20 protein-coding genes are annotated in these 22,408 nt (G+C 68.8%); 9 read left to right on the forward strand and 11 right to left on the reverse strand.

Annotated features, from left to right (window positions below; genetic code table 11):
- Window positions 1-25 precede the first annotated feature (25 nt).
- From aptA to ftsH, 6 genes are all read left to right on the forward strand, one after another.
- Window positions 26-1,354 carry an omega-aminotransferase AptA gene (gene aptA, locus FOZ76_RS10265; RefSeq protein WP_246129402.1) on the forward strand — a complete coding sequence of 443 codons (1,329 nt, stop codon included), beginning with the start codon at window positions 26-28 and terminating at the stop codon, window positions 1,352-1,354.
- Between the two features lie 288 nt (window positions 1,355-1,642).
- Window positions 1,643-2,947: a sn-glycerol-3-phosphate ABC transporter substrate-binding protein UgpB gene (gene ugpB, locus FOZ76_RS10270; RefSeq protein ID WP_143948097.1), complete on the forward strand. Its 1,305-nt coding sequence runs from the start codon at window positions 1,643-1,645 to the stop codon at window positions 2,945-2,947.
- Between the two features lie 44 nt (window positions 2,948-2,991).
- Window positions 2,992-3,873, forward strand: a complete 882-nt coding sequence (gene ugpA, locus FOZ76_RS10275; RefSeq protein ID WP_143948212.1) for a sn-glycerol-3-phosphate ABC transporter permease UgpA — start codon at window positions 2,992-2,994, stop codon at window positions 3,871-3,873.
- 13 nt (window positions 3,874-3,886) lie between these two features.
- Complete coding sequence (gene ugpE / locus FOZ76_RS10280) at window positions 3,887-4,738, forward strand: sn-glycerol-3-phosphate ABC transporter permease UgpE (RefSeq protein WP_143948099.1); 852 nt, start codon at window positions 3,887-3,889, stop codon at window positions 4,736-4,738.
- 6 nt (window positions 4,739-4,744) lie between these two features.
- Window positions 4,745-5,830 (forward strand): sn-glycerol-3-phosphate import ATP-binding protein UgpC, encoded by a 1,086-nt coding sequence (locus tag FOZ76_RS10285; protein ID WP_143948100.1) that lies wholly within the window; start codon window positions 4,745-4,747, stop codon window positions 5,828-5,830.
- Window positions 5,831-5,898: 68 nt separating this feature from the next.
- Complete coding sequence (gene ftsH / locus FOZ76_RS10290) at window positions 5,899-7,722, forward strand: ATP-dependent zinc metalloprotease FtsH (protein WP_425473261.1); 1,824 nt, start codon at window positions 5,899-5,901, stop codon at window positions 7,720-7,722.
- A gap of 176 nt (window positions 7,723-7,898) precedes the next feature.
- Here ftsH and FOZ76_RS10295 read toward each other — a convergent pair whose 3' ends face one another.
- The 6 genes from FOZ76_RS10295 to FOZ76_RS10320 form a co-directional block, all read right to left on the reverse strand.
- Entirely contained in the window at window positions 7,899-8,648 is a 750-nt protein-coding gene (locus tag FOZ76_RS10295) for an ABC transporter ATP-binding protein (RefSeq protein ID WP_143948102.1), read from the reverse strand.
- On the reverse strand, window positions 8,641-10,440 hold the full coding sequence (locus FOZ76_RS10300) for a branched-chain amino acid ABC transporter ATP-binding protein/permease (RefSeq protein ID WP_143948104.1): 1,800 nt from the start codon (window positions 10,438-10,440) through the stop codon (window positions 8,641-8,643). Before FOZ76_RS10300 ends, FOZ76_RS10295 begins: the two co-directional genes overlap by 8 nt.
- Window positions 10,441-10,444: 4 nt before the next feature.
- Window positions 10,445-11,482, reverse strand: coding sequence for a branched-chain amino acid ABC transporter permease (locus FOZ76_RS10305; RefSeq protein WP_143948105.1), 1,038 nt, complete (start codon window positions 11,480-11,482; stop codon window positions 10,445-10,447).
- A gap of 153 nt (window positions 11,483-11,635) precedes the next feature.
- The gene (locus FOZ76_RS10310; RefSeq protein WP_246129423.1) at window positions 11,636-12,787 is read right to left on the reverse strand and encodes an ABC transporter substrate-binding protein; all 1,152 of its coding nucleotides are present in this window, start codon (window positions 12,785-12,787) and stop codon (window positions 11,636-11,638) included.
- Between the two features lie 195 nt (window positions 12,788-12,982).
- Window positions 12,983-13,864 carry a protease HtpX gene (htpX, locus tag FOZ76_RS10315; RefSeq protein ID WP_143948109.1) on the reverse strand — a complete coding sequence of 294 codons (882 nt, stop codon included), beginning with the start codon at window positions 13,862-13,864 and terminating at the stop codon, window positions 12,983-12,985.
- A 124-nt stretch (window positions 13,865-13,988) separates the two neighbouring features.
- Window positions 13,989-14,432: a response regulator gene (locus tag FOZ76_RS10320; RefSeq protein WP_170235378.1), complete on the reverse strand. Its 444-nt coding sequence runs from the start codon at window positions 14,430-14,432 to the stop codon at window positions 13,989-13,991.
- Window positions 14,433-14,749: 317 nt separating this feature from the next.
- Between FOZ76_RS10320 and egtD the strand changes: the two genes are divergently transcribed.
- Both egtD and egtB read left to right on the forward strand, forming a co-directional pair.
- Entirely contained in the window at window positions 14,750-15,730 is a 981-nt protein-coding gene (egtD, locus tag FOZ76_RS10325; RefSeq protein ID WP_143948111.1) for an L-histidine N(alpha)-methyltransferase, read from the forward strand.
- A 1-nt stretch (window position 15,731) separates the two neighbouring features.
- The gene (gene egtB / locus FOZ76_RS10330) at window positions 15,732-17,015 is read left to right on the forward strand and encodes an ergothioneine biosynthesis protein EgtB (RefSeq protein ID WP_246129404.1); all 1,284 of its coding nucleotides are present in this window, start codon (window positions 15,732-15,734) and stop codon (window positions 17,013-17,015) included.
- Between the two features lie 71 nt (window positions 17,016-17,086).
- Here the strand turns inward: egtB and FOZ76_RS10335 are convergent, their stop codons facing one another.
- From FOZ76_RS10335 to FOZ76_RS10355, 5 genes are read right to left on the reverse strand one after another with little or no spacing between them, the layout of a single operon-like run.
- Window positions 17,087-18,094 (reverse strand): lysylphosphatidylglycerol synthase domain-containing protein, encoded by a 1,008-nt coding sequence (locus FOZ76_RS10335; protein WP_143948114.1) that lies wholly within the window; start codon window positions 18,092-18,094, stop codon window positions 17,087-17,089.
- A gap of 25 nt (window positions 18,095-18,119) precedes the next feature.
- Window positions 18,120-19,385 carry a cardiolipin synthase ClsB gene (gene clsB / locus FOZ76_RS10340; protein WP_143948115.1) on the reverse strand — a complete coding sequence of 422 codons (1,266 nt, stop codon included), beginning with the start codon at window positions 19,383-19,385 and terminating at the stop codon, window positions 18,120-18,122.
- On the reverse strand, window positions 19,382-20,185 hold the full coding sequence (locus tag FOZ76_RS10345) for an endonuclease/exonuclease/phosphatase family protein (protein ID WP_143948117.1): 804 nt from the start codon (window positions 20,183-20,185) through the stop codon (window positions 19,382-19,384). The genes clsB and FOZ76_RS10345 overlap by 4 nt, the downstream gene beginning before the upstream one ends.
- 35 nt (window positions 20,186-20,220) lie before the next feature.
- On the reverse strand, window positions 20,221-21,102 hold the full coding sequence (locus FOZ76_RS10350) for a TVP38/TMEM64 family protein (RefSeq protein ID WP_143948119.1): 882 nt from the start codon (window positions 21,100-21,102) through the stop codon (window positions 20,221-20,223).
- 27 nt (window positions 21,103-21,129) lie between these two features.
- Window positions 21,130-21,348 (reverse strand): dodecin, encoded by a 219-nt coding sequence (locus tag FOZ76_RS10355; protein ID WP_143948121.1) that lies wholly within the window; start codon window positions 21,346-21,348, stop codon window positions 21,130-21,132.
- A 118-nt stretch (window positions 21,349-21,466) separates the two neighbouring features.
- On the opposite strand from FOZ76_RS10355, the gene FOZ76_RS10360 reads away from it, so the two are divergent.
- On the forward strand, window positions 21,467-22,378 hold the full coding sequence (locus FOZ76_RS10360; protein ID WP_143948123.1) for a recombination-associated protein RdgC: 912 nt from the start codon (window positions 21,467-21,469) through the stop codon (window positions 22,376-22,378).
- Window positions 22,379-22,408 lie beyond the last annotated feature (30 nt).

Here is a 22,408-nt window from a genome sequence, read left to right on the forward strand (position 1 = left end):
TCGACCTCTTGCAAGGAAGTCCGCCATGCCCCGCTCCACCCCCGCCGATGCGCTCGACGCCCTCTGGATGCCCTTCACGGCGAACCGCGCGTTCAAGAAAGCGCCCGTGCTGTTCGCGTCCGCCGAAGGCATGCACTACAAGACGCCGGAAGGCCGCAGCGTGCTCGACGGCACCTCGGGCCTGTGGTGCGTCAACGCCGGTCACGCGCGCCAGCCGATTCTGGCGGCGGTGCGTCAGCAACTCGCCGAGCTCGACTACGCGCCGGGCTTCCAGACCGGCCATCCCCAGGCCTTCGCCGCCGCGCGCGCCGTCGCGGCGCGCATGCCCGCGGGCCTGGACCGCATCTTCTTCGCCAACTCGGGCTCCGAAGCGGTCGACTCCGCCCTGAAGATCGCCCTCGCCTACCATCGCGCGGACGGCCAGGCGCAGCGCACCCGCCTGATCGGGCGCGAGCGCGGCTACCACGGCGTGGGCTTCGGCGGCATTTCGGTGGGCGGCCTCGGCGCCAATCGCCAGGCCTTCAGCGGCAACCTGCTGCCCAGCGTGGACCACCTACCGCATACCTACGACGCCGAACGCCAGCGCCACTCGCGCGGCCAGCCGGCGTGGGGGGCGCACCTGGCGGACGAACTCGAAAGGCGCATCGCACTGCACGGGGCGCACACCATCGCCGCGGTCATCGTCGAGCCGGTGGCCGGCTCGGCCGGCGTGCTGGTGCCGCCCGCCGGCTACCTCGCTCGCCTGCGCGAGATCACGCGCCGGCACGGCATCCTGCTCATCTTCGACGAAGTCATCACCGGCTTCGGGCGCCTGGGCGCGCCCACGGCCAGCGCCTACTTCGACGTCACGCCCGACCTCATCACCCTGGCCAAGGGCATCAGCAATGCCGTGGTGCCCGCCGGCGCCGTCGCCGTGCGCCGCGAGATCCACGACACCATCCTCGACGCGGCGCCAGACGGCGCGATCGAATTCGCGCACGGCTACACCTATTCCGGGCATCCGCTGGCCGCCGCCGCGATCCAGGCCACCCTGGCCCTGTACGACGAGGAGGAGCTGTACGCCCGCGCGGGCATGCTGGCGACCGACTTCGAACTCGCCGTGCACCGCCTGGACGACGCGCCCCACGTGCAGGATGTGCGCAACCTCGGCCTGATGGCCGGCATCGACCTGGCGCCGCGCGACGGCGAACCCGGTGCGCGCGGGCGCGCCGTGTTCCAGGGCTGCTTCGAGCGCGGCGTGCTGGTGCGCTACACCGGCGACACGATCGCCCTGTCGCCGCCCCTGATCGCCGAGCCCGGCCAGATCGAGGAGATCGTGCGCACCCTGCGCAGCGTACTGGACGGCCTGGCGTGACGGCATGACCGCGGGCGCCGGCGTGGCGCCGCGGCCACGTCCGGACTTTCCCGGCTTCCGGGCGCGCGCCGCCGGCGCTATAAGCAGAAGCAGAAGAAAGCGCCGGCCGCGTACTGCGCGATCCACGGTATGCGGATTGCTGGAGGGCGCTGCACCCGGCCCGGGCACGCCACACGTCGCACGCCACATGCGGCGGCATGCCGAGGCCGTCACGAGGCAGTAACAACAACGACCTATCCTGCTTCGTTTCTTGCCCCGCCCCGCGGGGCGGACGCCTTCGGAGGAATCATGCGTAAGCGTTGGTGCATTCTCAGCATCGCCGGCCTGCTGGCCGCGAGCCCGGCCATGGCCGCCACGGAGATCCAGTTCTGGCATTCGATGGAGGGCGCGCTCGGCGAACGGGTCAACGACATCGTCGAGGCCTTCAACAAGAGCCAGTCCGACTACCAGGTGCGTGCCATCTACAAGGGCAACTACGGCGAGTCGATGAACGCCGGCATCGCGGCCTTCCGGGCCGGCAACGCGCCCGACATCCTGCAGGTGTTCGAGGTCGGCACGGCGACCATGATGTACGCCAAGGGCGCCATCCAGCCGGTGCAGGAGATGTCCGAGAAAGTCGGCGACCCGATCGATCCCAAGGATTTCATCGGCGCAGTGGCGGGTTATTACGCCTCGGCCGACGGCAAGCTGGTGTCCATGCCCTTCAACAGCTCGACACCGGTCTTCTACTACAACAAGGACGCCTTCAAGAAGGCCGGCCTCGACCCCGACGATCCGCCCAAGACCTGGCAGGCCGTGGCCGACGCCGGCCAGAAGCTCAAGGCCGCCGGCCAGGAGTGCGGCTTCACCACGTCGTGGCCGTCGTGGGTGCAGCTCGAGACCTTCTCGGCCTGGCACAACGTGCCCTACGCCACCGAGGCCAACGGCTTCGGCGGTCTGGACGCGCGCCTCGCCGTGGATTCGGACCTGCACGTGCGCCACATGGAGAACCTCGCCAAGCTCTCCAAGGAAGGCATCTTCGTGTACGGCGGGCGCGGCGACCAGCCCAACGCGCTCTTCACCTCCGGACGCTGCGCGATGATCATGGGTTCGTCGGGCATGCGCGCCAACATCATCAAGAACGCCAACTTCGAATTCGGCATCTCCACCCTGCCCTACTACGAGGACGTCGAGGGCGCTCCCCAGAACTCCATCATCGGCGGCGCTTCGCTCTGGGTGTTCGCCAACAAGCCCGAGGCCAACTACCAGGGCGTGACCCGGTTCTTCAAGTTCATCGCGAGCCCGGAGGTCGCCGCGCGCTGGCACCAGCAGACGGGCTACGTGCCGGTCACCAAGGCCGCGTACGAGGAGACCCGCAAGTCGGGCTTCTACGAGCAGAACCCCGGCACCGAGGTGGCGGTCGAGCAGCTCGACGTGGAGACCACCGACCAGTCCCGCGGCGTGCGCCTGGGCTACCTGCCGCAGATCCGCGAGATCGAGGACGCCGAGATGGAACGCATCTTCTCCGGCCAGGTACAGGCCAAGGCCGGGCTGGCCAACGTGGTCGCGCGCGGCAACGAACTGCTCCAGCGCTTCGAGAAGAGCGTGAAGTAAACCGCAGCGACGAGGGGGGCGGCGCGGGCCGCCCCTTGCCCTCCATGGAAAAGCGCGTCGTCTTCAGCCACAAGCTTCTGCCCTACCTGCTGCTCGCGCCGCAAGTGGCGATCACGCTCGTCTTCTTTTTCCTGCCCGCGGGCCAGGCGCTGTGGCAGTCGATGCGCATCGAGGACGTCTTCGGCCTGTCTTCCCAGTTCGCCGGGCTGGACAATTTCCGCGAGCTGTTCGCCAACCCCGATTACCTGCAGTCGTTCCGCGTCACCGCCGTCTTCTCGCTGCTGGTCGCGGTGATCGGGCTGTCGGTGTCGCTGCTGCTCGCGGTGATGGCCGACCGCGTCATCAAGGGCGCCTCGGTCTACAAGACCCTGCTGATCTGGCCGTATGCCGTGGCCCCCGCCGTGGTCGGCGTGCTCTGGCTGTTCCTGTTCTCGCCCTCCGTGGGGATACTCGCGGTCGCGCTCAACCAGCTCGGCCTGCCCTGGAACCCGCGGCTGGACGGGCAAGACGCCATGGTGCTGGTGGTGATCGCCGCGACCTGGAAGCAGATCTCCTACAACTTCATCTTCTTTCTCGCGGGCCTGCAGTCGATCCCGCGCTCGCTGCTCGAAGCCGCGGCCATCGACGGCGCGGGCCCGACGCGCCGCTTCTGGAGCATCGTCTTCCCGCTGCTCTCGCCCACCACGTTCTTCCTGCTGGTGGTGAACATCATCTACGCCTTCTTCGACACGTTCGCCGTGATCGACACGACCACCCAGGGCGGGCCCGGCACCGCCACCGCCATCCTGGTCTACAAGGTCTACAGCGACGGCTTTCGCGGGCTCAACCTCGGATCGTCCGCGGCGCAGTCGGTGATCCTCATGCTCATCGTCACCGCGCTCACCGTGGTCCAGTTCCGCTACATCGACCGCAAGGTGCAATACTGATGGCCGAACCCGCATGATCGAACGCCGCCCCTGGCTGGATTTGCTCGCCCACGCCGTCCTGCTGCTGGGCCTGGCCATCGTCGCCTTCCCGCTCTACGTCACGCTGGTCGCCTCGACCCAGACGGCGCAGGAAGTCGCGGCCGCCCCCATGTCGCTGGTCCCGGGCCCGCACTTTCTCGAGAACTATCGGCAGGCGCTGTTCTCCGGTTCGGGCGCCGGCGCGGCCAGCCCGCCGGTGGCGCGCATGATGTGGGTGAGCTTGGTCATGGCGCTTGCCATCTCGCTGGGCAAGATCGCGATCTCGCTGATCTCGGCCTTCGCGGTCGTGTACTTCCGCTTTCCGCTGCGGATGTTCTTCTTCTGGATGATCTTCGTCACGCTGATGCTGCCGGTGGAGGTGCGCATCGCGCCCACCTACAAGGTCGTCGCGGACCTCGGCATGCTGAACAGCTACGCCGGCCTGACCCTGCCGCTGATCGCCTCGGCCACCGCCACCTTCCTGTTCCGCCAGTTCTTTCTCACCGTGCCCGACGAACTGGTCGAGGCCGCGCGCATCGACGGCGCCGGCCCCATGCGGTTTTTCCGCGACATCCTGCTGCCGCTGTCGCGCACCAGCATCGCCGCGCTCTTCGTGATCCAGTTCATCTACGGCTGGAACCAGTACCTCTGGCCGCTGCTCATCACCACCGAGGAGAACATGTACCCCGTGGTGATCGGCATCAAGCGCATGATCAGCGGCGGCGACAGCGTCACCGAGTGGAACATCGTCATGGCCACCGCCATGCTCGCCATGCTGCCCCCGGTCCTGGTGGTGATCCTGATGCAGAAATGGTTCGTCAAAGGGCTGGTCGATGCGGAGAAGTAAGACAACATGGCAAACCTGAGCCTGCGCGACGTCACCAAGTCCTATCCCGGCGGCAACGCCGTCATCCACGGCATCTCGCTGGAGATCGTCGATGGCGAATTCATCGTCATCGTCGGCCCCAGCGGCTGCGGCAAGTCCACCCTGCTGCGCATGGTCGCCGGCCTGGAGAGCATCTCCAGCGGCGAGATCCTGATCGGCGGCGTCGTCGTGAACCGGCTCGAGCCGGCCGATCGCGACGTCGCCATGGTGTTCCAGAACTACGCCCTCTATCCCCACATGTCGGTGTTCGAGAACATGGCGTACGGCCTGAAGATCCGCCGCTTCTCCAAGGCCGAGATCCAGGCGCGCGTGCAGGTCGCGGCCGACATCCTGGAACTCGGCCCGCTGCTCGAGCGCCGGCCGCGCCAGCTCTCGGGCGGCCAGCGCCAGCGGGTGGCCATGGGCCGGGCCATCGTGCGCGAACCCAAGGCCTTTCTCTTCGACGAACCGCTGTCCAACCTGGACGCCAAGCTGCGCGTGCAGATGCGCCTGGAGATCCAGCGCCTGCACAAGCGCCTGGGCACGACCAGCCTGTACGTCACCCACGACCAGGTCGAGGCCATGACGCTGGGCCAGCGCATGGTGGTCATGAACAAGGGGCGGGTGGAGCAGGTGGGCACCCCCACCGAGGTCTTCGAGCAGCCGGCGACCACCTTCGTCGCCGGCTTCATCGGCTCGCCGCCCATGAACCTGGTGCCGGTGCGCGTGGCGGCCGACGGCGTGGTGCACACCGAGGACGGCGTGCGCCTGGCCTTTGACGCGGATACGGTACCGCCCCACGTCCGGGGCCGGGATGTGATCGCCGGGCTCAGACCCGAGCATGCCGTGCTCGGCGCGCCGGGCCTGCCGTTGACCGTGGAGATGGTGGAGACGCTGGGCTCGGAGCAGCTCGTGCATGCGCGTTGCGGACGCACGGCCGTGGTGCTGCGCCATGCCACCCGGGTGGCGGCCCAGGGCGGGCCGGCCGCCGGCGACGAAGTGAATGCCGGCCCCGACAGCCGGCATCCGCTGCACTGGTTCGACGCCGACAGCGGCCGCCGGCTGGAGGTCTGATCTCGGTCCTTGAGAATCCGCCGTACTATCACCACCTCGACGACAGGGTTTATGCCTTGGAGGATGGTATGGCGATGAAGAACATGGACCGCAAGACCCAGTTCAACTTGTGGTACTGGGTGCTCGCCATGCTCGGGTTGATGGTGTTCCAGTCCATCTACACCAGCACGCAGCACACCGCGCGCATTCCCTACAGCGAATTCCTGGCCCAGGTGGACCAGGGGCGCATCGCCGAAGTCGCCGTCTCGGACACCTACGTGCGCGGCACCTACACCAGCCCGCAGGACGGGCGCACGCACTTCATCACCACCCGGGTGCCGCCGGACCTCGCCGACGACCTGCGCGAGCGCGGCGTGGTGGTCAGCGGCGAGATCGAAAGCACCCTGCTGCGCGACATCCTGTCCTGGGTGCTGCCGCTGGCCTTGTTCATCGGAGTCTGGGTCTGGATCCTGCGCCGCATGGGCGCGGGCGGCATGGGCGGCGGCCTGATGCAGATCGGCAAGAGCAAGGCGCGCGTCTACGTCGAGAAGGACACCCGGGTCACCTTCGACGACGTGGCCGGCGTCGATGAGGCGAAGGCCGAACTCAAGGAAATCGTCGACTTTCTGAAGTCGCCCAAAGAGTACGGCCGGCTGGGCGCGCGCATGCCCAAGGGCATCCTGCTGGTCGGCCCCCCGGGCACCGGCAAGACACTGTTCGCGCGCGCCGTGGCGGGCGAGGCCGGGGTGCCGTTCTTTTCCATCTCGGGCTCGGAATTCGTCGAGATGTTCGTCGGCGTGGGTGCGGCGCGCGTGCGCGACCTGTTCGAGCAGGCCCGCGCCAAGGCGCCCGCCATCATCTTCATCGACGAGCTCGACGCCCTGGGCCGCGCCCGCGGGATCGGCCCGGCAGGCGGACACGACGAGAAGGAACAGACGCTCAACCAATTGCTGGTCGAACTGGACGGCTTCGACGCGTCCTCGGGGCTGGTCCTGCTCGCCGCCACCAACCGTCCGGAAATCCTCGACCCCGCCCTGCTGCGCGCCGGGCGCTTCGATCGACAGGTCCTGGTGGACCGCCCGGACAAAGTGGGCCGGGTACAGATCCTGCACGTGCACCTGCGCAAAGCGCGGCTGGCGACCGACGTGGACCCCGAACAAGTGGCCGCGCTGACCCCGGGCTTCACCGGCGCCGACCTGGCCAACCTGGTCAACGAGGCCGCCCTGCTCGCCACCCGGCGCAACGCCGAGGCGGTCACGATGGAGGACTTCAACAACGCCATCGAACGCATCGTCGCCGGCCTGGAAAAGCGCAACCGCCTGCTCAACCCCAAGGAGCGCGAAGTCGTCGCCTACCACGAGACGGGCCACGCCCTGGTCGCCACCGCCCTGCCCGGCGTCGACCCGGTGCACAAGGTGTCGATCATCCCGCGCGGTGTGGGCGCGCTGGGCTACACCATCCAGCGCCCCACCGAGGACCGCTTCCTGATGACGCGCGAGGAACTGGAAAACAAGATGGCCGTGCTGCTCGGCGGGCGCGCGGCCGAGTGGATCGTGTACCAACATTTATCCACCGGCGCCGCCGACGACCTCGCCAAGGTCACCGACATCGCGCGCGCCATCGTCACCCGCTACGGCATGAGCCCGGCCCTGGGGCACGTATCGCTGGAGCGCGACCAGCGTTCCTTCCTGAACGACGGCATGCCCGGCATGCCGGCCCGACGCGACTACGCCGAGGCCACCGCGGCGCTGATCGACCAGGAGGTGAAGAAAATCGTCGACGCCGCGTTCGAGCGCACGGTCGGGCTGCTGGAGGAACGGCGCGCCGCGCTGGAACATACGGCGCGGCTGCTGCTGGAGAAGGAGACGCTGGGAGAGGAGGAATTGCGGCGGGCCCTGGGGGTGGGGGCGTAAGCCACCCCACCCACCCGCAGCAGCAGGATGCATAGCACTACCATCCATCCTACCGGATCGACCGAGCAACGGCCGGCGCCCTGCTCATCCCCCGAGCGGGGCATCGCGCAAACCCATGGCGAGCGCCAGCCCCGCCACAGTGCCGACGGGGGCCGCACCTGCCATGCGGCCGTGGCTCACGCCTTGCGACCTTTGCCCAGCCCCAGATAGCTCTCCACCACCCGCGGATTGTCCGCCAGCTCGCGCGCCGGGCCGTGCAGGACCACTTCGCCCGTCTCCAGCACATACCCGTAGTCGGCCACCTGCAGCGCGGCGCGCGCGTTCTGCTCGACCAGCAGGGTCGCCACGCCGGTTTCGCGCAGGCCGGAGATGATGTGGAAGATCTCGCGCACGATGCGCGGCGCGAGGCCCAGGCTGGGTTCGTCCAGCATCAGCAGGCGCGGCTTGGCCATGAGGGCGCGGCCGACGGCCAGCATCTGGCGCTCGCCGCCCGAGAGGGTGCCGGCGTGCTGGGCGCGGCGCTCCTTCAGGCGCGGGAAGAGGCGAAAGACGTTCTCCATCTCGTCGCGCCAATCGCGCTCGCCCGCGCGAAAGCGGCGAAAGCCGCCCAGCAGCAGGTTGTCCTCGACCGTCATGCTGGCGAACAGCTCGCGCTTCTCGGGCACCAGCGACATGCCGACGGCCACGCGCCGCTCGACGCGCCAGTCCTGCACCTGCTGGCCGTCGTAGACCACCAGGCCGTCGGCGGAACCGGAGGTCGGCAGCGCGCCCATGATCGCGTTGAGCAGGGTGGACTTGCCGGCGCCATTGGCGCCGATGACGGTGACGATCTGGCCCGCGCCGACCTGCAGCGCGGCCTCGAGCACGGCGTTGACCTTGCCGTAGCGGGCCGACAGGCCCGTGACCTCGAGCAGCTTGTCAGGCATGGGCCGGCTCCTCGTCGTCCAGGCCGCCCAGGTAGGCCTCGAGCACGGCGGGATTGTTCTGCACCTCGGCCGGCGGACCCTCGGCGAGCTTGGTGCCGAAGTCCATCACCACGAGATGGTTGGTGAGTTCCATGACGAATTCCATGTCGTGTTCGACCAGCAGGATGCTCATGCCCTCGGCGCGCAACTGCTTGAGCACGGCGCCCAGCGCCTGCTTTTCCTTGTAGCGCAGGCCGGCGGCGGGCTCGTCGAGCAGGAGCAGCACCGGGTCGGCGGCCAGCGCCCGCGCGATCTCGACGATGCGCTGCTGGCCGAGCGCGAGATTGCCCGCCTGCTCGTGCAGGTAGTCGCCCAGGCCCACGCGCTGCAACTGCACCGCGGCCTCGTGCAGCAACCGGGCCTCGCGGGCGCGATCGGTGCGCAGGGTGCCGGCGAGCACGCTGACGTCAGAGCGCAGGTGCGCGCCCAGCGCGACGTTCTCGAGCACCGTCATGGTGGGCAGCAACTGCACGTGCTGGAAAGTGCGGCCCACGCCCAGCTTGGCGATATCGCGCGCGCGCCGGGTATCGATGCGCCCGCCCATGAAGCTGACCTTGCCGCCGGTGAGCGGCAGCACCCCGGTGATGAGGTTGAAGGTGGTGCTCTTGCCGGCGCCGTTGGGGCCGATCAGGCCGACGATCTCGCCTGCGCGCACCTTGAAGCTGATGTCGTTGACCGCGACCAGGCCGCCGAACTGCTTGCGCGCAGCGTCCACCTCGAGCACCAGTTGGCCCGGCTCTGGACGCAGACGGCGGGCCAGCGCCGGGGCTTCGGGCGGCGGCGCGACGGCCTTGCCGCGGGTCGCCGCGCCGCGGCGGAACGGCGCCGAGACGTAGGCCCACAGACCGCCCGGCGCATACTGCAGCACGACGACCAGCAGCACGCCGAAGACGATCATCTCGAAGTTGGCGGTCGAATCCAGCAGGCGCGGCAGCCAGCTCTGGATCTGGTCCTTGATGATCAGCACCAGCGCGGAGCCGAGCAGCGCGCCCCACACGTTGCTCGCGCCGCCGACCACGGCCATGAAGAGGTATTCGATGCCGTAGTTCAGGCCGAACGGGCTGGGGCTCACGGCGCGCTGCATGTGCGCATAGAGCCAGCCCGACACGCTGGCCAGCAGGGCCGCGTAGACGAAGATGATGGTCTTGTAGGCCGCGGTGTTCACGCCGAAGGACTCGGCCATGCCGGCCCCGCCCTTGAGCGCGCGGATGGCGCGGCCCGGGCGCGAGGTGAGCAGGTTGCTCGTGGCCCACACCGCGAGCAGCACGGCGATCCAGATCAGATAGTAGATGCTGCGCCCGCTGGCGAACGAATAGCCGAACAGCGTGATCGGCTGGATGCCGGCGATGCCGTCGTACTTGCCGAAGGCGGCGATGTTGCCGAACAGGTAGTACAGGCTCAGGCCCCAGGCGATCGTGCCCAGCGGCAGGTAGTGCCCCGAGAGGCGCAGGGTGATGGCGCCCAGGATGAAGGCGATGGCCGCCGTGCAGGCCAGGCCGACCAGCAGGCCGACCCACGGCGACCAGCCGAGCGCGGTGGTGAGATAGGCCGTGGCGTAGGCGCCCACGCCGACGAAGGCGGCCTGGCCGAACGAGGTCAACCCGGCCACGCCGGTGAGCACGACCAGCCCGACCACCACCAGGGTGGCCAGCCCGATGTAGTTGAGCTGGGTGATCCAGAATTCCGGCGTCGCCGACAGCAGCGGCAGGACGACGATCAGGGCGATGAAGACGAACAGGGGAAGGCGGCGCATGGCTTCACTCCTCGTCGTCGATGTGGTGGCTGGTGAGCGAGCGCCACAGCAGCACGGGGATGATGAGCGTGAACACGATGACTTCCTTGTACGCGCTCGCGGCGAACGAGCCGAACGATTCCAGGATGCCCACCAGCAGCGCGCCGGCGGCGGCGATGGGATAGCTCACCAGCCCGCCGACGATGGCGCCCACGAAGCCCTTGAGGCCGATCAGGAACCCGGTGTCGTAGTAGATCGTGGTGACGGGCGCGATCAGGATGCCCGAGAGCGCGCCGATGAAGGCGGCCACCGTGAAGGTGAGCGCGCCGGACATGTTGGTGCTGATGCCGACCAGGCGCGCGCCGCGCCGATTGACCGCGGTGGCGCGCAGCGCGCGTCCGTACAGCGTCTTCTCGAACACCAGGAAGAGCGCGACGATGAGCACGACGGCGGTGGCGACCACGAACAGGCTCTGCGCGGACACCATGGTGAAGCCCAGGTCGACGTTGCCCGAGACGAAGGCCGGGGTGCGCCAGCCCTCCGCGCCGAAGAACACCAGGGCCATGCCGGTGAGCGCGAAGTGCACCGCCACCGACACGATCAGCAGCACCAGCGGCGTGGCTTCGGCCAGCGGCTGGTAGGCGATGCGATACAGCATGGGGCCGAGCGGCACGACCAGCGCCAACGTGACGAGGACGTCCAGGATCAGGGGTAGCTGCATCTGCGCGAGCATGGGCACCAGCCACCACATGAGCAGGGGGTAGGCCACGCACATCGCATAGACCTTGGGCAGGCCGCTGTAGCGCCGCGTGCGCCAGGCGCCCCAGGTTTCCATGACGGCCGAGCCGATGCCCGCGATCAGCAGCAGCCAGACCGTGCCCGGCACGTTGCCGTTGACCAGCATGGCCAGCGTGAGCGCGCCGAAGGCGACGAACTCGCCCTGCGGAATGAAGATGACGCGCGTGACCGCGAACACCAGGACCAGGGCCATGGCCAGCAGCGCGTAGATCGCGCCGTTGACGATGCCGTCCTGGATGAGAATCAATGCAATGGTCGAGTCCATTCGCCTGCCTTGTCTGCAGCTTTCTTACCAGTATTAACTATTCATAGCCGAGGATCGAGCTAGCGTTTTCCCGGGAGCATCCAGCCAAGTCCGCACGAACAAAGGCCGCGACGCGGGTCGCGGCCTTTGTTCGTGCAATTCAACCCCGCCGAATTACTTCAGGTATACCCACTTGCCATCCTGGATCTGCACCATGACGCGGGCCCGCTCGTCCAGACCGGCATGGTCGCTGGCGGACATGCTGAACACCCCGTGCGTGGCGGGCACTTCGCTCACCTGCTCGAGCGCATCGCGCAGCGCAGCGCGGAACGCCGGCGTGCCCGGCTTGGCGCCGCCCTCGAGCGCCTTGGGCAGCGCGGCAGCAAGCAGCAGACCGGCATCCCACATGTGGGCGCCGAAGGTCGAGACCGAGCTGGCGCCGTGCGCCGCTTCGTACTTCTGGATGTACTCGAGCGACGGCTGCTTGGCGGGATGGTCGTCGGGCAACTGGCTCGCCACCAGGACCGGACCGGAGGGCAGCTTGGTGCCTTCGCCATCGGCGCCGACCACGCGCAGGAAGTCGTTGTTCGCCACGCCGTGGGTCTGGTAGATCGGGCCCTGGAAGTTGCGCCCGCGCAGCTCCTTCTGCGGCAGCGCGGCCGGCGTGCCGGCGCCCGCGACCAGCACGGCGTCGGGACGGGCGGCGATCAGCTTGAGCACCTGGCCCGTGACCGAGGTGTCGGGCCGGGCGTAGCTCTCGCGGGCGACGACCTTGATGTCATGCTTGCCGGCGGCCTTCTCGAACTCCTCCAGCCAGCCCTGGCCGTAGGCGTCGGCAAAGCCGATGAAGCCGACCGTCTTCACCTTGTCGGCGACCATGGTCTCGGCCAGCGCGCTGGCCATCAGGGAATCGTTCTGCGGGGTCTTGAACACCCACGTGCGATTGCCCTCGACCGGCTCGACCAGGCGGGCATTGGCCGCCACGGTGATCATCGGCACCTTCTCGTCGCCGGCGACGTCGCTCATCGCGAGCGAGCCGGGCGTGGCCGAGGTGCCGAACACGATGTCGACCTTGTCCTCGGTGACCAGCTTGCGCATGTTGCGCACGGCCTGGGTCGTGTCGGTGGCATCGTCGAGGACGATGTACTGAACCTTCTGGCCGGCGATCTCGGTGGGCAGGAGGGCCGCGGTGTTGCGCTCGGGAATACCCAGCGAGGCGGCCGGGCCCGTGCTCGAGACGGTGACCCCGACCTTGACCTGGGCGCTCGCGCCAAAGGCCACGGCGAACAGAACCGCGCCGGTCAGCGCGGACAGGCGGAACGACATCGATTGCATGAGCGTCTCCTCGACAGCGATGTTTTTTCAATTGGTGACAACGACGGGCGACTATACCCCACTCGCCCGCGCTTTTGTGTATCAGTGGCCCATAGCAAAGGGCCGCCGGCTGCCCGGCGGCCCTGCTCGTTGCGCACGGGCGAAACGCACGGGGAATCCGGCGCGTCGGCAGGCCCTTGCCCGTGGTCAGACGACCGGCGCCTCGTGCAAGCGGCGGATGCGCGCCTCGATCGGCGGGTGCGAGGCGAACATGGCGCTGATCGCCTGGCCGCCGGAAATGCCGAAGGCCTGCATGCTCTTGGGCAGCTCGCCCGACTGCAGGTTGCCCAGGCGCATCAGCGCGCGGATCATGGGCTCGCGCCCGCCCAGCAGGTGGGCCGAGCCGGCATCGGCGCGATACTCGCGGCGGCGCGAGAACGCGGCGACGATGAGCGAGGCCAGCACGCCGAACACGATTTCACAGGCGATGACCGTGACGAAGTAGCCGATCCCCACGCCGCGCTCGTTCTTGAAGACGACGCGGTCGATGAAATAGCCGACCACCCGGGCGAGGAAGATCACGAAGGTGTTGACCACACCCTGGATCAGGGTGAGCGTGACCATGTCGCCGTTGGCGACGTGCGCCACCTCGTGCCCCAGCACCGCGGCCACTTCCTCCTCGGTCATGCTCTCGAGCAGGCCGGTGGACACCGCCACCAGCGCGCTGTTGCGAAAGGCGCCGGTGGCGAAGGCGTTGGGCGCACCCTCGTAGATGGCGACTTCGGGCATGCCGATGCCGGCGCGCTGGGCGAGCTGGGCCACGGTCTCGACCAGCCAGGCCTCGCGGGCGTTGGCCGGGCGCTGCGGGTCGAGGACGCGCGCGCCGGTGCTCGCCTTGGCCATCGTCTTGGACAGCAGCAGCGAGATGATGGCGCCGCCGAAGCCGACCACCGCGGAGAAGACCAGCAAGGCGTTGAAGTTGATGCCCTCGGCCGTCACCATGCGGTCGACGCCGAGGATGCGCAGCGTGATGCTCAGGACCAGCACCACCGCCAGGTTCGTCAGCAGGAAAAGCGCGATTCGTTTCATGCGTGGAGTTTCCGGGAGGAAGATGGCGGCCGATATTACCCCACCCCACGGTGGCTGGTAAGAACGCGTGCGTGCCGCCCGCGCGCCCAGGCCGCCGAATCCGGTTACGACACGGCCGAGTCGATTAAGTTTCCACGTCCTCGAGCGGGCCGCCCCGCCGGGTGCGGCCCATCGCTTCGCGCAACGCTTCCAGGGTGACCGGCTTGGGCAGATAGGCCTGAAAGCCGCCCTTCAGGGCGCGCTCGATACCTTCGCGATCGCCGAAGCCCGAGAGCGCGAAGGCCGGCACGTCGCGCGTGCGCGGCCGCTCGCGCAGGGCGCGGATGAGGGCGTAGCCATCCATGCCCGGCATGCCGATGTCCGAGAGGATCAGGTCGAAATCCTGCGCGTCGGCGCGCAGCACCGCCTCGGCGCCGCCTTGCGCGGTGCAGACTTGCGCACCCTCGAGCCGCAGCAGCGCGGAGAACGCTTCCAGTGTCTCGTGGGAATCGTCGACCAGCAGCACGCGCAACCCGCGCAGGGGCCAGGGCTTCAGGCCATCGTTCGCCGTGGCTCGCGGCAGCCACAACCGCGGACGTCCCCCCGGCTGCCCGAGGCCGGGGCCGCGTGCCGGCGCCCAACTCAGGGGATGCCGGCTCCAGCCAGGCGCGCCCGGCGAACGGGCGGCGGTGGCGCGCGGCCGCGATGGGGGTTGTCGATACGTGGATTTCATGACGATGATGGGGAATGCCTGGCGGCTGGGCTCTCGGGTGTAGCGAAGCAAGCACCATACCTGTCGCAGGCCCTACGGCCGCCCCGGCCGAGCCAGGATCGCTCTTTGCTTGCCGGGCGAACCCCCCGCGACGCGGGGCATGCGGACGCAACGCCAAACCTCACGGAGCCGTCATGTCAGCAACCCTCGAGACCGTCGACACTGCACCACGCTATTACCAGACCTTCCATCCGGACACGCATGCGGTGCGCGCCGAACTCGAGCAGGGGCTGTGCGCTCCCAACGCCTGGGTCCCGCCGAAGTTCCTGTACGACCCGCTCGGCTCGTGCCTGTTCGGCGCGATCACCCAGTTGCCGGAGTACTATCCGACGCGCACCGAGCAGGCCATCATGGCCCGCTATGCCGACGAGATCGCCCAGCGCGTGGGCGGGGTCGGCGCGCTGATCGACCTGGGCGCCGGCGACTGCGTCAAGGCCGAGCGCCTGTTCGGCCGCCTGTGCCCGCGCCAGTACGTGCCGGTGGACATCTCCACGGAATACCTGCGCGGCGCGGTCGCACGGCTGCACGCCGGCTACCCGGGGCTGGACATCGTCGCCCTCGGCCAGGACTTCTCGCACACCCTGAGCCTGCCCGAGGACGTGCTCGATGACGGCCGCCTGTTCTTCTACCCTGGATCGAGCATCGGCAACTGGTCGCCCGAGCAGGCGCTCGGGATGCTGCGCCAAGTGCGCGAAGCCTGCGGCGAGCGCGGCGGCAGCCTGCTGATCGGCGTGGACCGGGTCAAGGACGAGCGCACGCTGGTACGCGCCTACGACGACGCCCTGCAGGTGACCGCGGCCTTCAACCGCAATCTGCTGCTGCACCTGAACCGCGTGCTGCGCGCCGACTTCGCGCTGGCCGACTGGCGCCACCTCGCCTGCTTCGACGCGGCGCGCAGCCGGGTCGAGATGCATCTGCAGGCAAATGCGCCCGTCACGGTCAATTGGCCCGGCCACAGCCGGGAATTCTCCGCGGGCGAGACCATCCATACCGAGTGTTCGTACAAGTACGAGCCCACGGATTTCGCCGCCCTGCTCGACGCCGCGGGTTTCAATGACATCGCCCACTGGACCGACGCCCAGGGCTGGTTCTCGGTATTCCATGCACGCGCTTGACATGATTCATCTTTCCGACCATCGCCTGGCCGAGCGCTACGCCGCGGTGCGCGCCACCACCCGCGCCCTGGCCGACGGGCTGAGCCCGGAGGACTGCCAGGCACAGTCGATGCCCGATGCCAGCCCGGTCAAATGGCATCTCGCCCACACGACCTGGTTCTTCGCCACCTTCGTCCTGGAGCGCTGGCGGCCGCGCCTGCCCGCCTTCGATCCGAGTTTCCGCGTCCTGTTCAACTCCTACTACGAGACGGTGGGCGACAAGCACCCGCGGCCGCAACGCGGCCTCGTCACCCGCCCGGGGCTCGAGCGGGTGCAGGAGTACCGGGACTATGTCGACGACGCCATGCAGGAACTGCTGCACACGGCCGCCGACGATACGGCGCTCGCCGCGCTGGTCGAACTCGGCCTGCACCACGAACAGCAGCACCAGGAGCTGATCCTCATGGACCTGAAGCACCTGTTCTCGTGCAACCCGCTGCTGCCCGCCTACCGCGAGGCCGCCGCGCCGCGCAGCGCCTGGCCCACGGCCCCGCAGCCCCTGCGCTGGGTCGAACAGCCCGCCGGCGTGCACGCCATCGGCCATGGCGGGCCGGATTTCGCCTTCGACAACGAGAGCCCGCGCCACGACGTCCTGCTGCGCCCCTGGGCGCTGGCGCACCGCCCGGTGACCGAGCCGGAATATCTCGCCTTCATCGAGGACGGCGGCTATCGCCGGCCGGAACTCTGGCTGTCGATGGGATGGGACATCGTGCGCACCCGCGACTGGCAGGCGCCGCTCTACTGGCGCCAGGCGCAGGACGGCGCTTGGCAGGTGTTCACGCTGCGCGGCGAGCGGGCCCTCGCCGGCGACGTTCCGGTCTGTCATCTCAGCTACTTCGAGGCCGACGCCTACGCGCGGTGGGCCGGCGCACGCCTGCCCACCGAAGCCGAATGGGAAGTCGCCGCGGCCGGCCTGAGCCTCTTGCAGCCGGCCGCCAACACCCTGGAATCCGACGCGCTCGGGCCGCTGCCGGCGCCGGCCGGCGACGCCACGCTGAGCCTGGCGCAGATGCTCGGCGATGTCTGGGAATGGACCTCCTCGAGCTACGCGCCCTACCCCGGGTTCCATCCGGCCGAGGGCGCGATCGGCGAGTACAACGGCAAGTTCATGTGCAACCAGTACGTGCTGCGCGGCGGCAGCTTCGCCACGCCCGCCTCGCACCTGCGCGCGAGCTACCGCAACTTCTTCCCTCCGGACGCACGCTGGCAGTTCGGCGGCCTGCGCCTGGCGCGCGATCTCGGCTGAGCGGCGCCGCCGGGCGGGTTGCCTGGGGCCTGTTGACGCTATGGGCTATGGCCCCTCCTGCGCGTCCGGCCCTAGCGCTTGGCTGGCTGAGCGGGCCTGCCTTCCCAGCCGGCCTGGCCCTTGCCTGTCTGCTGGCGCTTCGCGGTGGCCTCGGTGATGGCGTACACCACGCCCGCCACGGCCAGCGGCGCGAGGTAGTGGATGAGGCGAAAGGCCACCAGGGCGGCGAGCAGGCCGCCATGGCCCACGCTGGGGCCGAGCACGGCGAGGAACACGGCCTCCGTCACGCCCAGGCCGGCGGGCACGTGGCTGATGACCACGGCGATGGCCGAGAGCAGAAACGCGCCCAGTACATCCAGGTACGACACCGAATCGGAAGGAATCAGGGTGTAGATCACCGCGGCCACCGTCGCCCAGTGCACCATCGAGAGCAGCACCTGCAGCAGCGACATGCGAAACGAGGGCAGCCGCAGCGCATAGCCGCGCCACGAGACCTCGCGCTTGCGCGCGAGCAAGGCCACGCCCATGTACATCAGGAACACGGCGAACAGCACGCCACCGGCCGCGCGCGGCACCCAGGCGGGCGCCCAGTCCGGGGGCAGGCTGATCGCGCCGCTGAGCAGCACCAGGCCGGCCATGCCGAGATAGCCCAGCCAGTTGGTGAAGATCGAGAACGCCACCACCTGCGAAATGACGCCGGGGCTCAGGCCGAGCCGCGAGTACAGGCGGAAACGGAACGCCATGCCGCCGATCAGCGCGCCGAAGTTGAGGTTGAACGCATAGCTGACGAAAGTCACGCCGACGACCCGCGCGGCCGGCAGCCGGTGGCCGGTGTAGTGGCGTGCCAGCAGATCGAAGCTGATGTAGAGCGCGTAGCTGGCGCAGGTCAGGAGGGCCGCCGGCACGATGCTCGAGGCCCCCAGGTTGCTCAGGGCCTCGCGCACCTCGGCCCAGTCCACCTCCATGGCCTGCCAGACGATCAACCCCACGACCAGCACGAAGAAGACGATGGCGAACGGCTTGCGCAGCCTGGGCCAGAGCCGGCGTACGGTGGCGAAGTGCTGGTTCAGAGGGATCATGGGCTCGGGCCTGGGCGCAGGGGCATCACGTAGCCCTTTGCTCGTTTTCTTCCACCACCGGCGTGGCGACGTGGTGCAGTTGCTGGGCCGAGCGCAGCGCCGGCCGGTGCGCGGGCAGCCAGCCCGCAATGGCCGGAAAACGCCGCAGGAAATGGAACATCAGCCAGCCCAGCCCGAGGCGCCAATAGCGCGTGAGCGTCGAACTGCTGCGCTGCGCGAGCTGGCAGTGCCGATGCATGAGCTGGCTCAGTTGATCGCGCAGCTCCATGGAAAACGCCCGGTCGTGGATGACCACGTTGGCTTCCAGGTTGAGCGACAGGCTGAGCGGATCGAGGTTGCTCGAACCGACGGTGGACCATTCGTCGTCGACCACCGCCACCTTGCCGTGCAGGGGCCGTTCGCAGTACTCGTGGATCTCGACCCCCGCCTTGAGCAGATAGTCGTACAGCACCTTGGAGGTTTCCCTGACCCACGGCATGTCGGGCTCGCCCTGCAGGATCAGCCGGACCTTCACGCCGCGCTTGGCCGCGCGGCGCAGGTCGCGCAGGAAACGGTAGCCCGGCAGGAAATAGGCGTTGGCGATGATGATCTCGCGCTGCGCGAGCCGGATCGCCATGCGGTACTGCTTCTCGATATCCGTGCGGTGCCGATCGTTGTCGCGCAGCACCAGCGCCACGTCCGCGTCGCCGGCCTGCGCCAGCGGCGGTTCGCTGTCGGCGGCGCGGCGTGCGGCCGCGGCGGCGCGCCGGCGGCCGAAGCGCTTGGCGTGGCGGCTCTCGCCGGCCGGGCTCAAGGTGGAGCGCGCCGCATGATGCAGCTCGGCCACGATCGGCCCGCGCAGCTCGACGGCGTAATCCTGCTTCGCCCCGGGGCCGTAGTCGCCCAGGTGGTCGGCGCTGAAGTTCAGCCCGCCGATGAACCCGACGGCGCGATCGACCACCACGATCTTGCGATGCAGGCGGCGAAAGAGATTGGTGCGAAAACCAAAGGCGCGCGGCCGGGGGTCGAACACCAGCAGTTGCACGCCGGCATCGGCCAGGTCGTCCAGGAAAGCCTGCGAGAACGAGGGCGAACCGTAGTCGTCCACGGTCACTGTCACCCTGACGCCCCGGCGCCCCGCGCGCACCAGCGCATCCTTGAGCGCGATGCCGACTTTATCTTCGAAGAGGATGAAGGTCTCGATCAGGATTTCCTGGCGCGCGGCCTCGATCGCCTCCAGGATCGCCGGGTAATAGGCCTCGCCGTTCTCCAACAGCTTGATGGCGTTGCCTCGAGTCCATTTGAGTGTCATAGCGTGAGCCCTGCCACCAAGGGTGCGTGATCGGACAGGTGGGACCAGGGCCGCCCGGTCAGCGCCCGGGCGCTGTCCACCTGCACATTGCGCGTATAGATGCGGTCCAGCCGCAGGATCGGGCAGCGCGCGGGGAAGGTGCGCGGTGCGCGGGAATCCCGGTCGGCGAAGACGTCGACCATGCCGACCCGCTCGGACAACACGTCGTGCGCGCGTTCGCGCCAATCGTTGAAGTCGCCGGCCACCACCAGTGGCGCATCCGCGGGCACCGCTTCCTCGATCATGTGGCACATCAACTGCAGTTGGCGCTGCCGGTGCGATTCGCGCAGGCCCAGATGCGCGCAGATCACGTGCAGATTGTCCGTGCGGCCGGGCAGTTGCATTACACAGTGCAGCAGCCCGCGCTTTTCCGGCGGGCCGATCGATACGTCGCGGTTCTCGTAGCGCAGGATGCTGAACTTGGAGAGCACCGCGTTGCCGTGGTCGCCATGCGGATACACCGCGTTGCAGCCATAGGCGAACTGCGGCCAGATGGTGTCCGCGAGGAACTCGTATTGCGGATTGTCGGGCCAGCCCGCGTGCCGGGCGGAATGCCGGGTATGGCTACCCAGGACTTCCTGCAGGAAGACCAGGTCTGCGCCCACCTCGCGCACGGCTGCGCGCAGCTCGTGCAGGATGAAGCGCCGGTTGAAGAAGGTGAAGCCCTTGTGTGCGTTGAGGGTAATCACCTTGAGGGGCAGGGGCTCCGGGCGCGCCTCGGTTAGGGCGCTAAGCGCGACAGGGTTGGCGGAACAAGTCATGGATGAGTCGAAGCAAATGGCATTCCCGTCGGGCCTCATGTTCCCGGGCCCGGCAGCGCATCGCCGGCGTCGACGGCCGCCGCCGCGTTCGGCTGCACCTGCGCGCGGCGCTGGCGGGCCTGGCTCAGGGCATTCACCAGGCGCTGCACGCCCCAGGCTACCGCGATCATGGCGGCCGCCGCCAGCACCACGATGCCGACCGAACGCGCATCCGGATGCTGCAGCGCGCGCGCCAGTTGATGGGCGAAGGCCACGGTGAGCACGATGCCCGGCGCCATGCCGAGCAAGGTGCCGATGAGATAGTCGCGCAGGCGTATGCGCGCCGCCCCCGCCATCACGTTGACCAGCGTGAAGGGCGCGACCGGCAGCACGCGCAGCACCACCATGGCCAGCACGCCCTGTTCGGCGAGCTTGTCGCTCAGGTTGTTGATGCGCCGGCCCGCGATGCGCCGCACCTTGTCGCCGCCCAGCACACGGCCCAGCGCGTAGGTGACCAGCGCGCTCGCCATGGTGCCCGCCAACGCGTAGATGCCGCCCTGCCAGGCGCCGAACACCAACCCGGTCACGGCGATCAACACCGTGACCGGCATGGCGATCAGCCCGCCCAGCACGTAGCAGCCCACCACGGCCAAGGCCGCGTACGGCAGCGCCTTCAGGCCATAGGCCAGATGCATCAGGGTGCCCAGGCGCAGGTAGTCGGCCAGCGGCGTCCAGCGCCACAGGCCGACCATCGCCAGGCTGGCCAGCGCGACGCCGCCCAGCAGCAGCCGGCGCTTGCGCCGGCGCCCCCAACGCTCTTCAGGCGATGGCAACGCGCGCGCCACCCAGCGCGCCCGCAAGCCTGCCCGGCCGCCTGCGCTTTGCGCGGCCTCGCCGATGGGCGTGGGCGTGGCCTGGGGCCTTTCTTGCGGGGACATGGGCGGCGCGCTCCGTCACGGGCTTGTTCAATCTTCGGCGCGATCCACGCGCATGCCGACCTTCACGCCGACCTGCCAGTGCGCGATCTTGCCTCCGGTCAGGTGGCCCCGGACCTCGGTCACCTCGAACCAGTCCAGGTGCTTGAGCGTCTCGGACGCTCTGTCCAGCGCGTTCTTGATGGCGTCGTCCGACGACACGGGCGACGAGCCGACCAGTTCTATCTTCTTGTAGACGTGTTCCGTCATGGCGTTCTCCAGCAGGGGGGTTTGCGACGCACTTCACAGAGCAGAATCCGTACCCGCCCGGGTAAACCGGGTCGGCCGCCCGACGGGGTTAGAATCGTCCCTTTGCCCGACTGCCGCCATGTGGTTCAAGAATCTGCAGATCTATCGCCTCGCCACGCCGTTCCGGCTGAGCGCGGCCGAACTCGAAGACAAGCTCGCGCCGCTGGCTTTCACGCCCGGCAGCAACCTCGAAAAGGAACGCCAGGGCTGGATCGCGCCGCGTGAAGGCGAAGGGCTGGTGCACACGGTCGGCGGGCAGTACCTGCTCGCGCAGCGGGCCGAAAAGAAGCTCCTGCCCGCCTCCGTGATCAACCAGTTCGCCAAGGCCAAGGCCCAGGAGATCGAGGAGCAGCAGGGCTTCAAGCCCGGGCGCAAGCAGATGCGCGAGATCAAGGACGCCGTCACGGACGAGTTGATGCCGCGCGCCTTCAGCATCTGGCGCGACACCCGCGTGTGGATCGACCCCAAGGAAGGGCTGCTGGCCATCGACGCGAGCAGCGCGGCCAAGTGCGACGAGATCATGCAACTGCTCAACAAGTCGATCGACCGGCTGGGCGCGCGCGCGCTGCAGACCGAAATCTCGCCGGTGTCGGCGATGACCGGCTGGCTCGCCGCGGACGAGGCGCCGGCCAACTTCACCATCGACGAAGACACCGAGCTGCGCTCGCCCGCGCAGAGCAAGGCCACCGTGCGCTACGTGCGCCACGCGGTCGATCCGGAGGACGTGCGCCGCCACATCGCCGCCGGCAAGCAGTGCACGCGGCTGGCGCTGACCTGGGCCGACCGCGTCTCGTTCGTGCTGGGCGAGACCCTGTCGCTCAAGCGCATCGCCCCGCTCGACGTGCTCAAGGAAAATGCCGACGCCGGCGCGGTGGACGAGGCCGAGCGTTTCGACGCCGACTTCGCCCTGATGACGGGCGAACTCGCCAAGCTCATCCAGGATGTGCTCGCCATGCTCGGCGGCGAAAAGCGCGAGGCCGTGGCCGCCTGAGCACGCGTCCGCTCGAGGTTCCTTGATCCT

It is taken from the genome of Verticiella sediminum (assembly GCF_007558815.1).
Lineage (GTDB): Bacteria > Pseudomonadota > Gammaproteobacteria > Burkholderiales > Burkholderiaceae_B > Verticiella > Verticiella sediminum.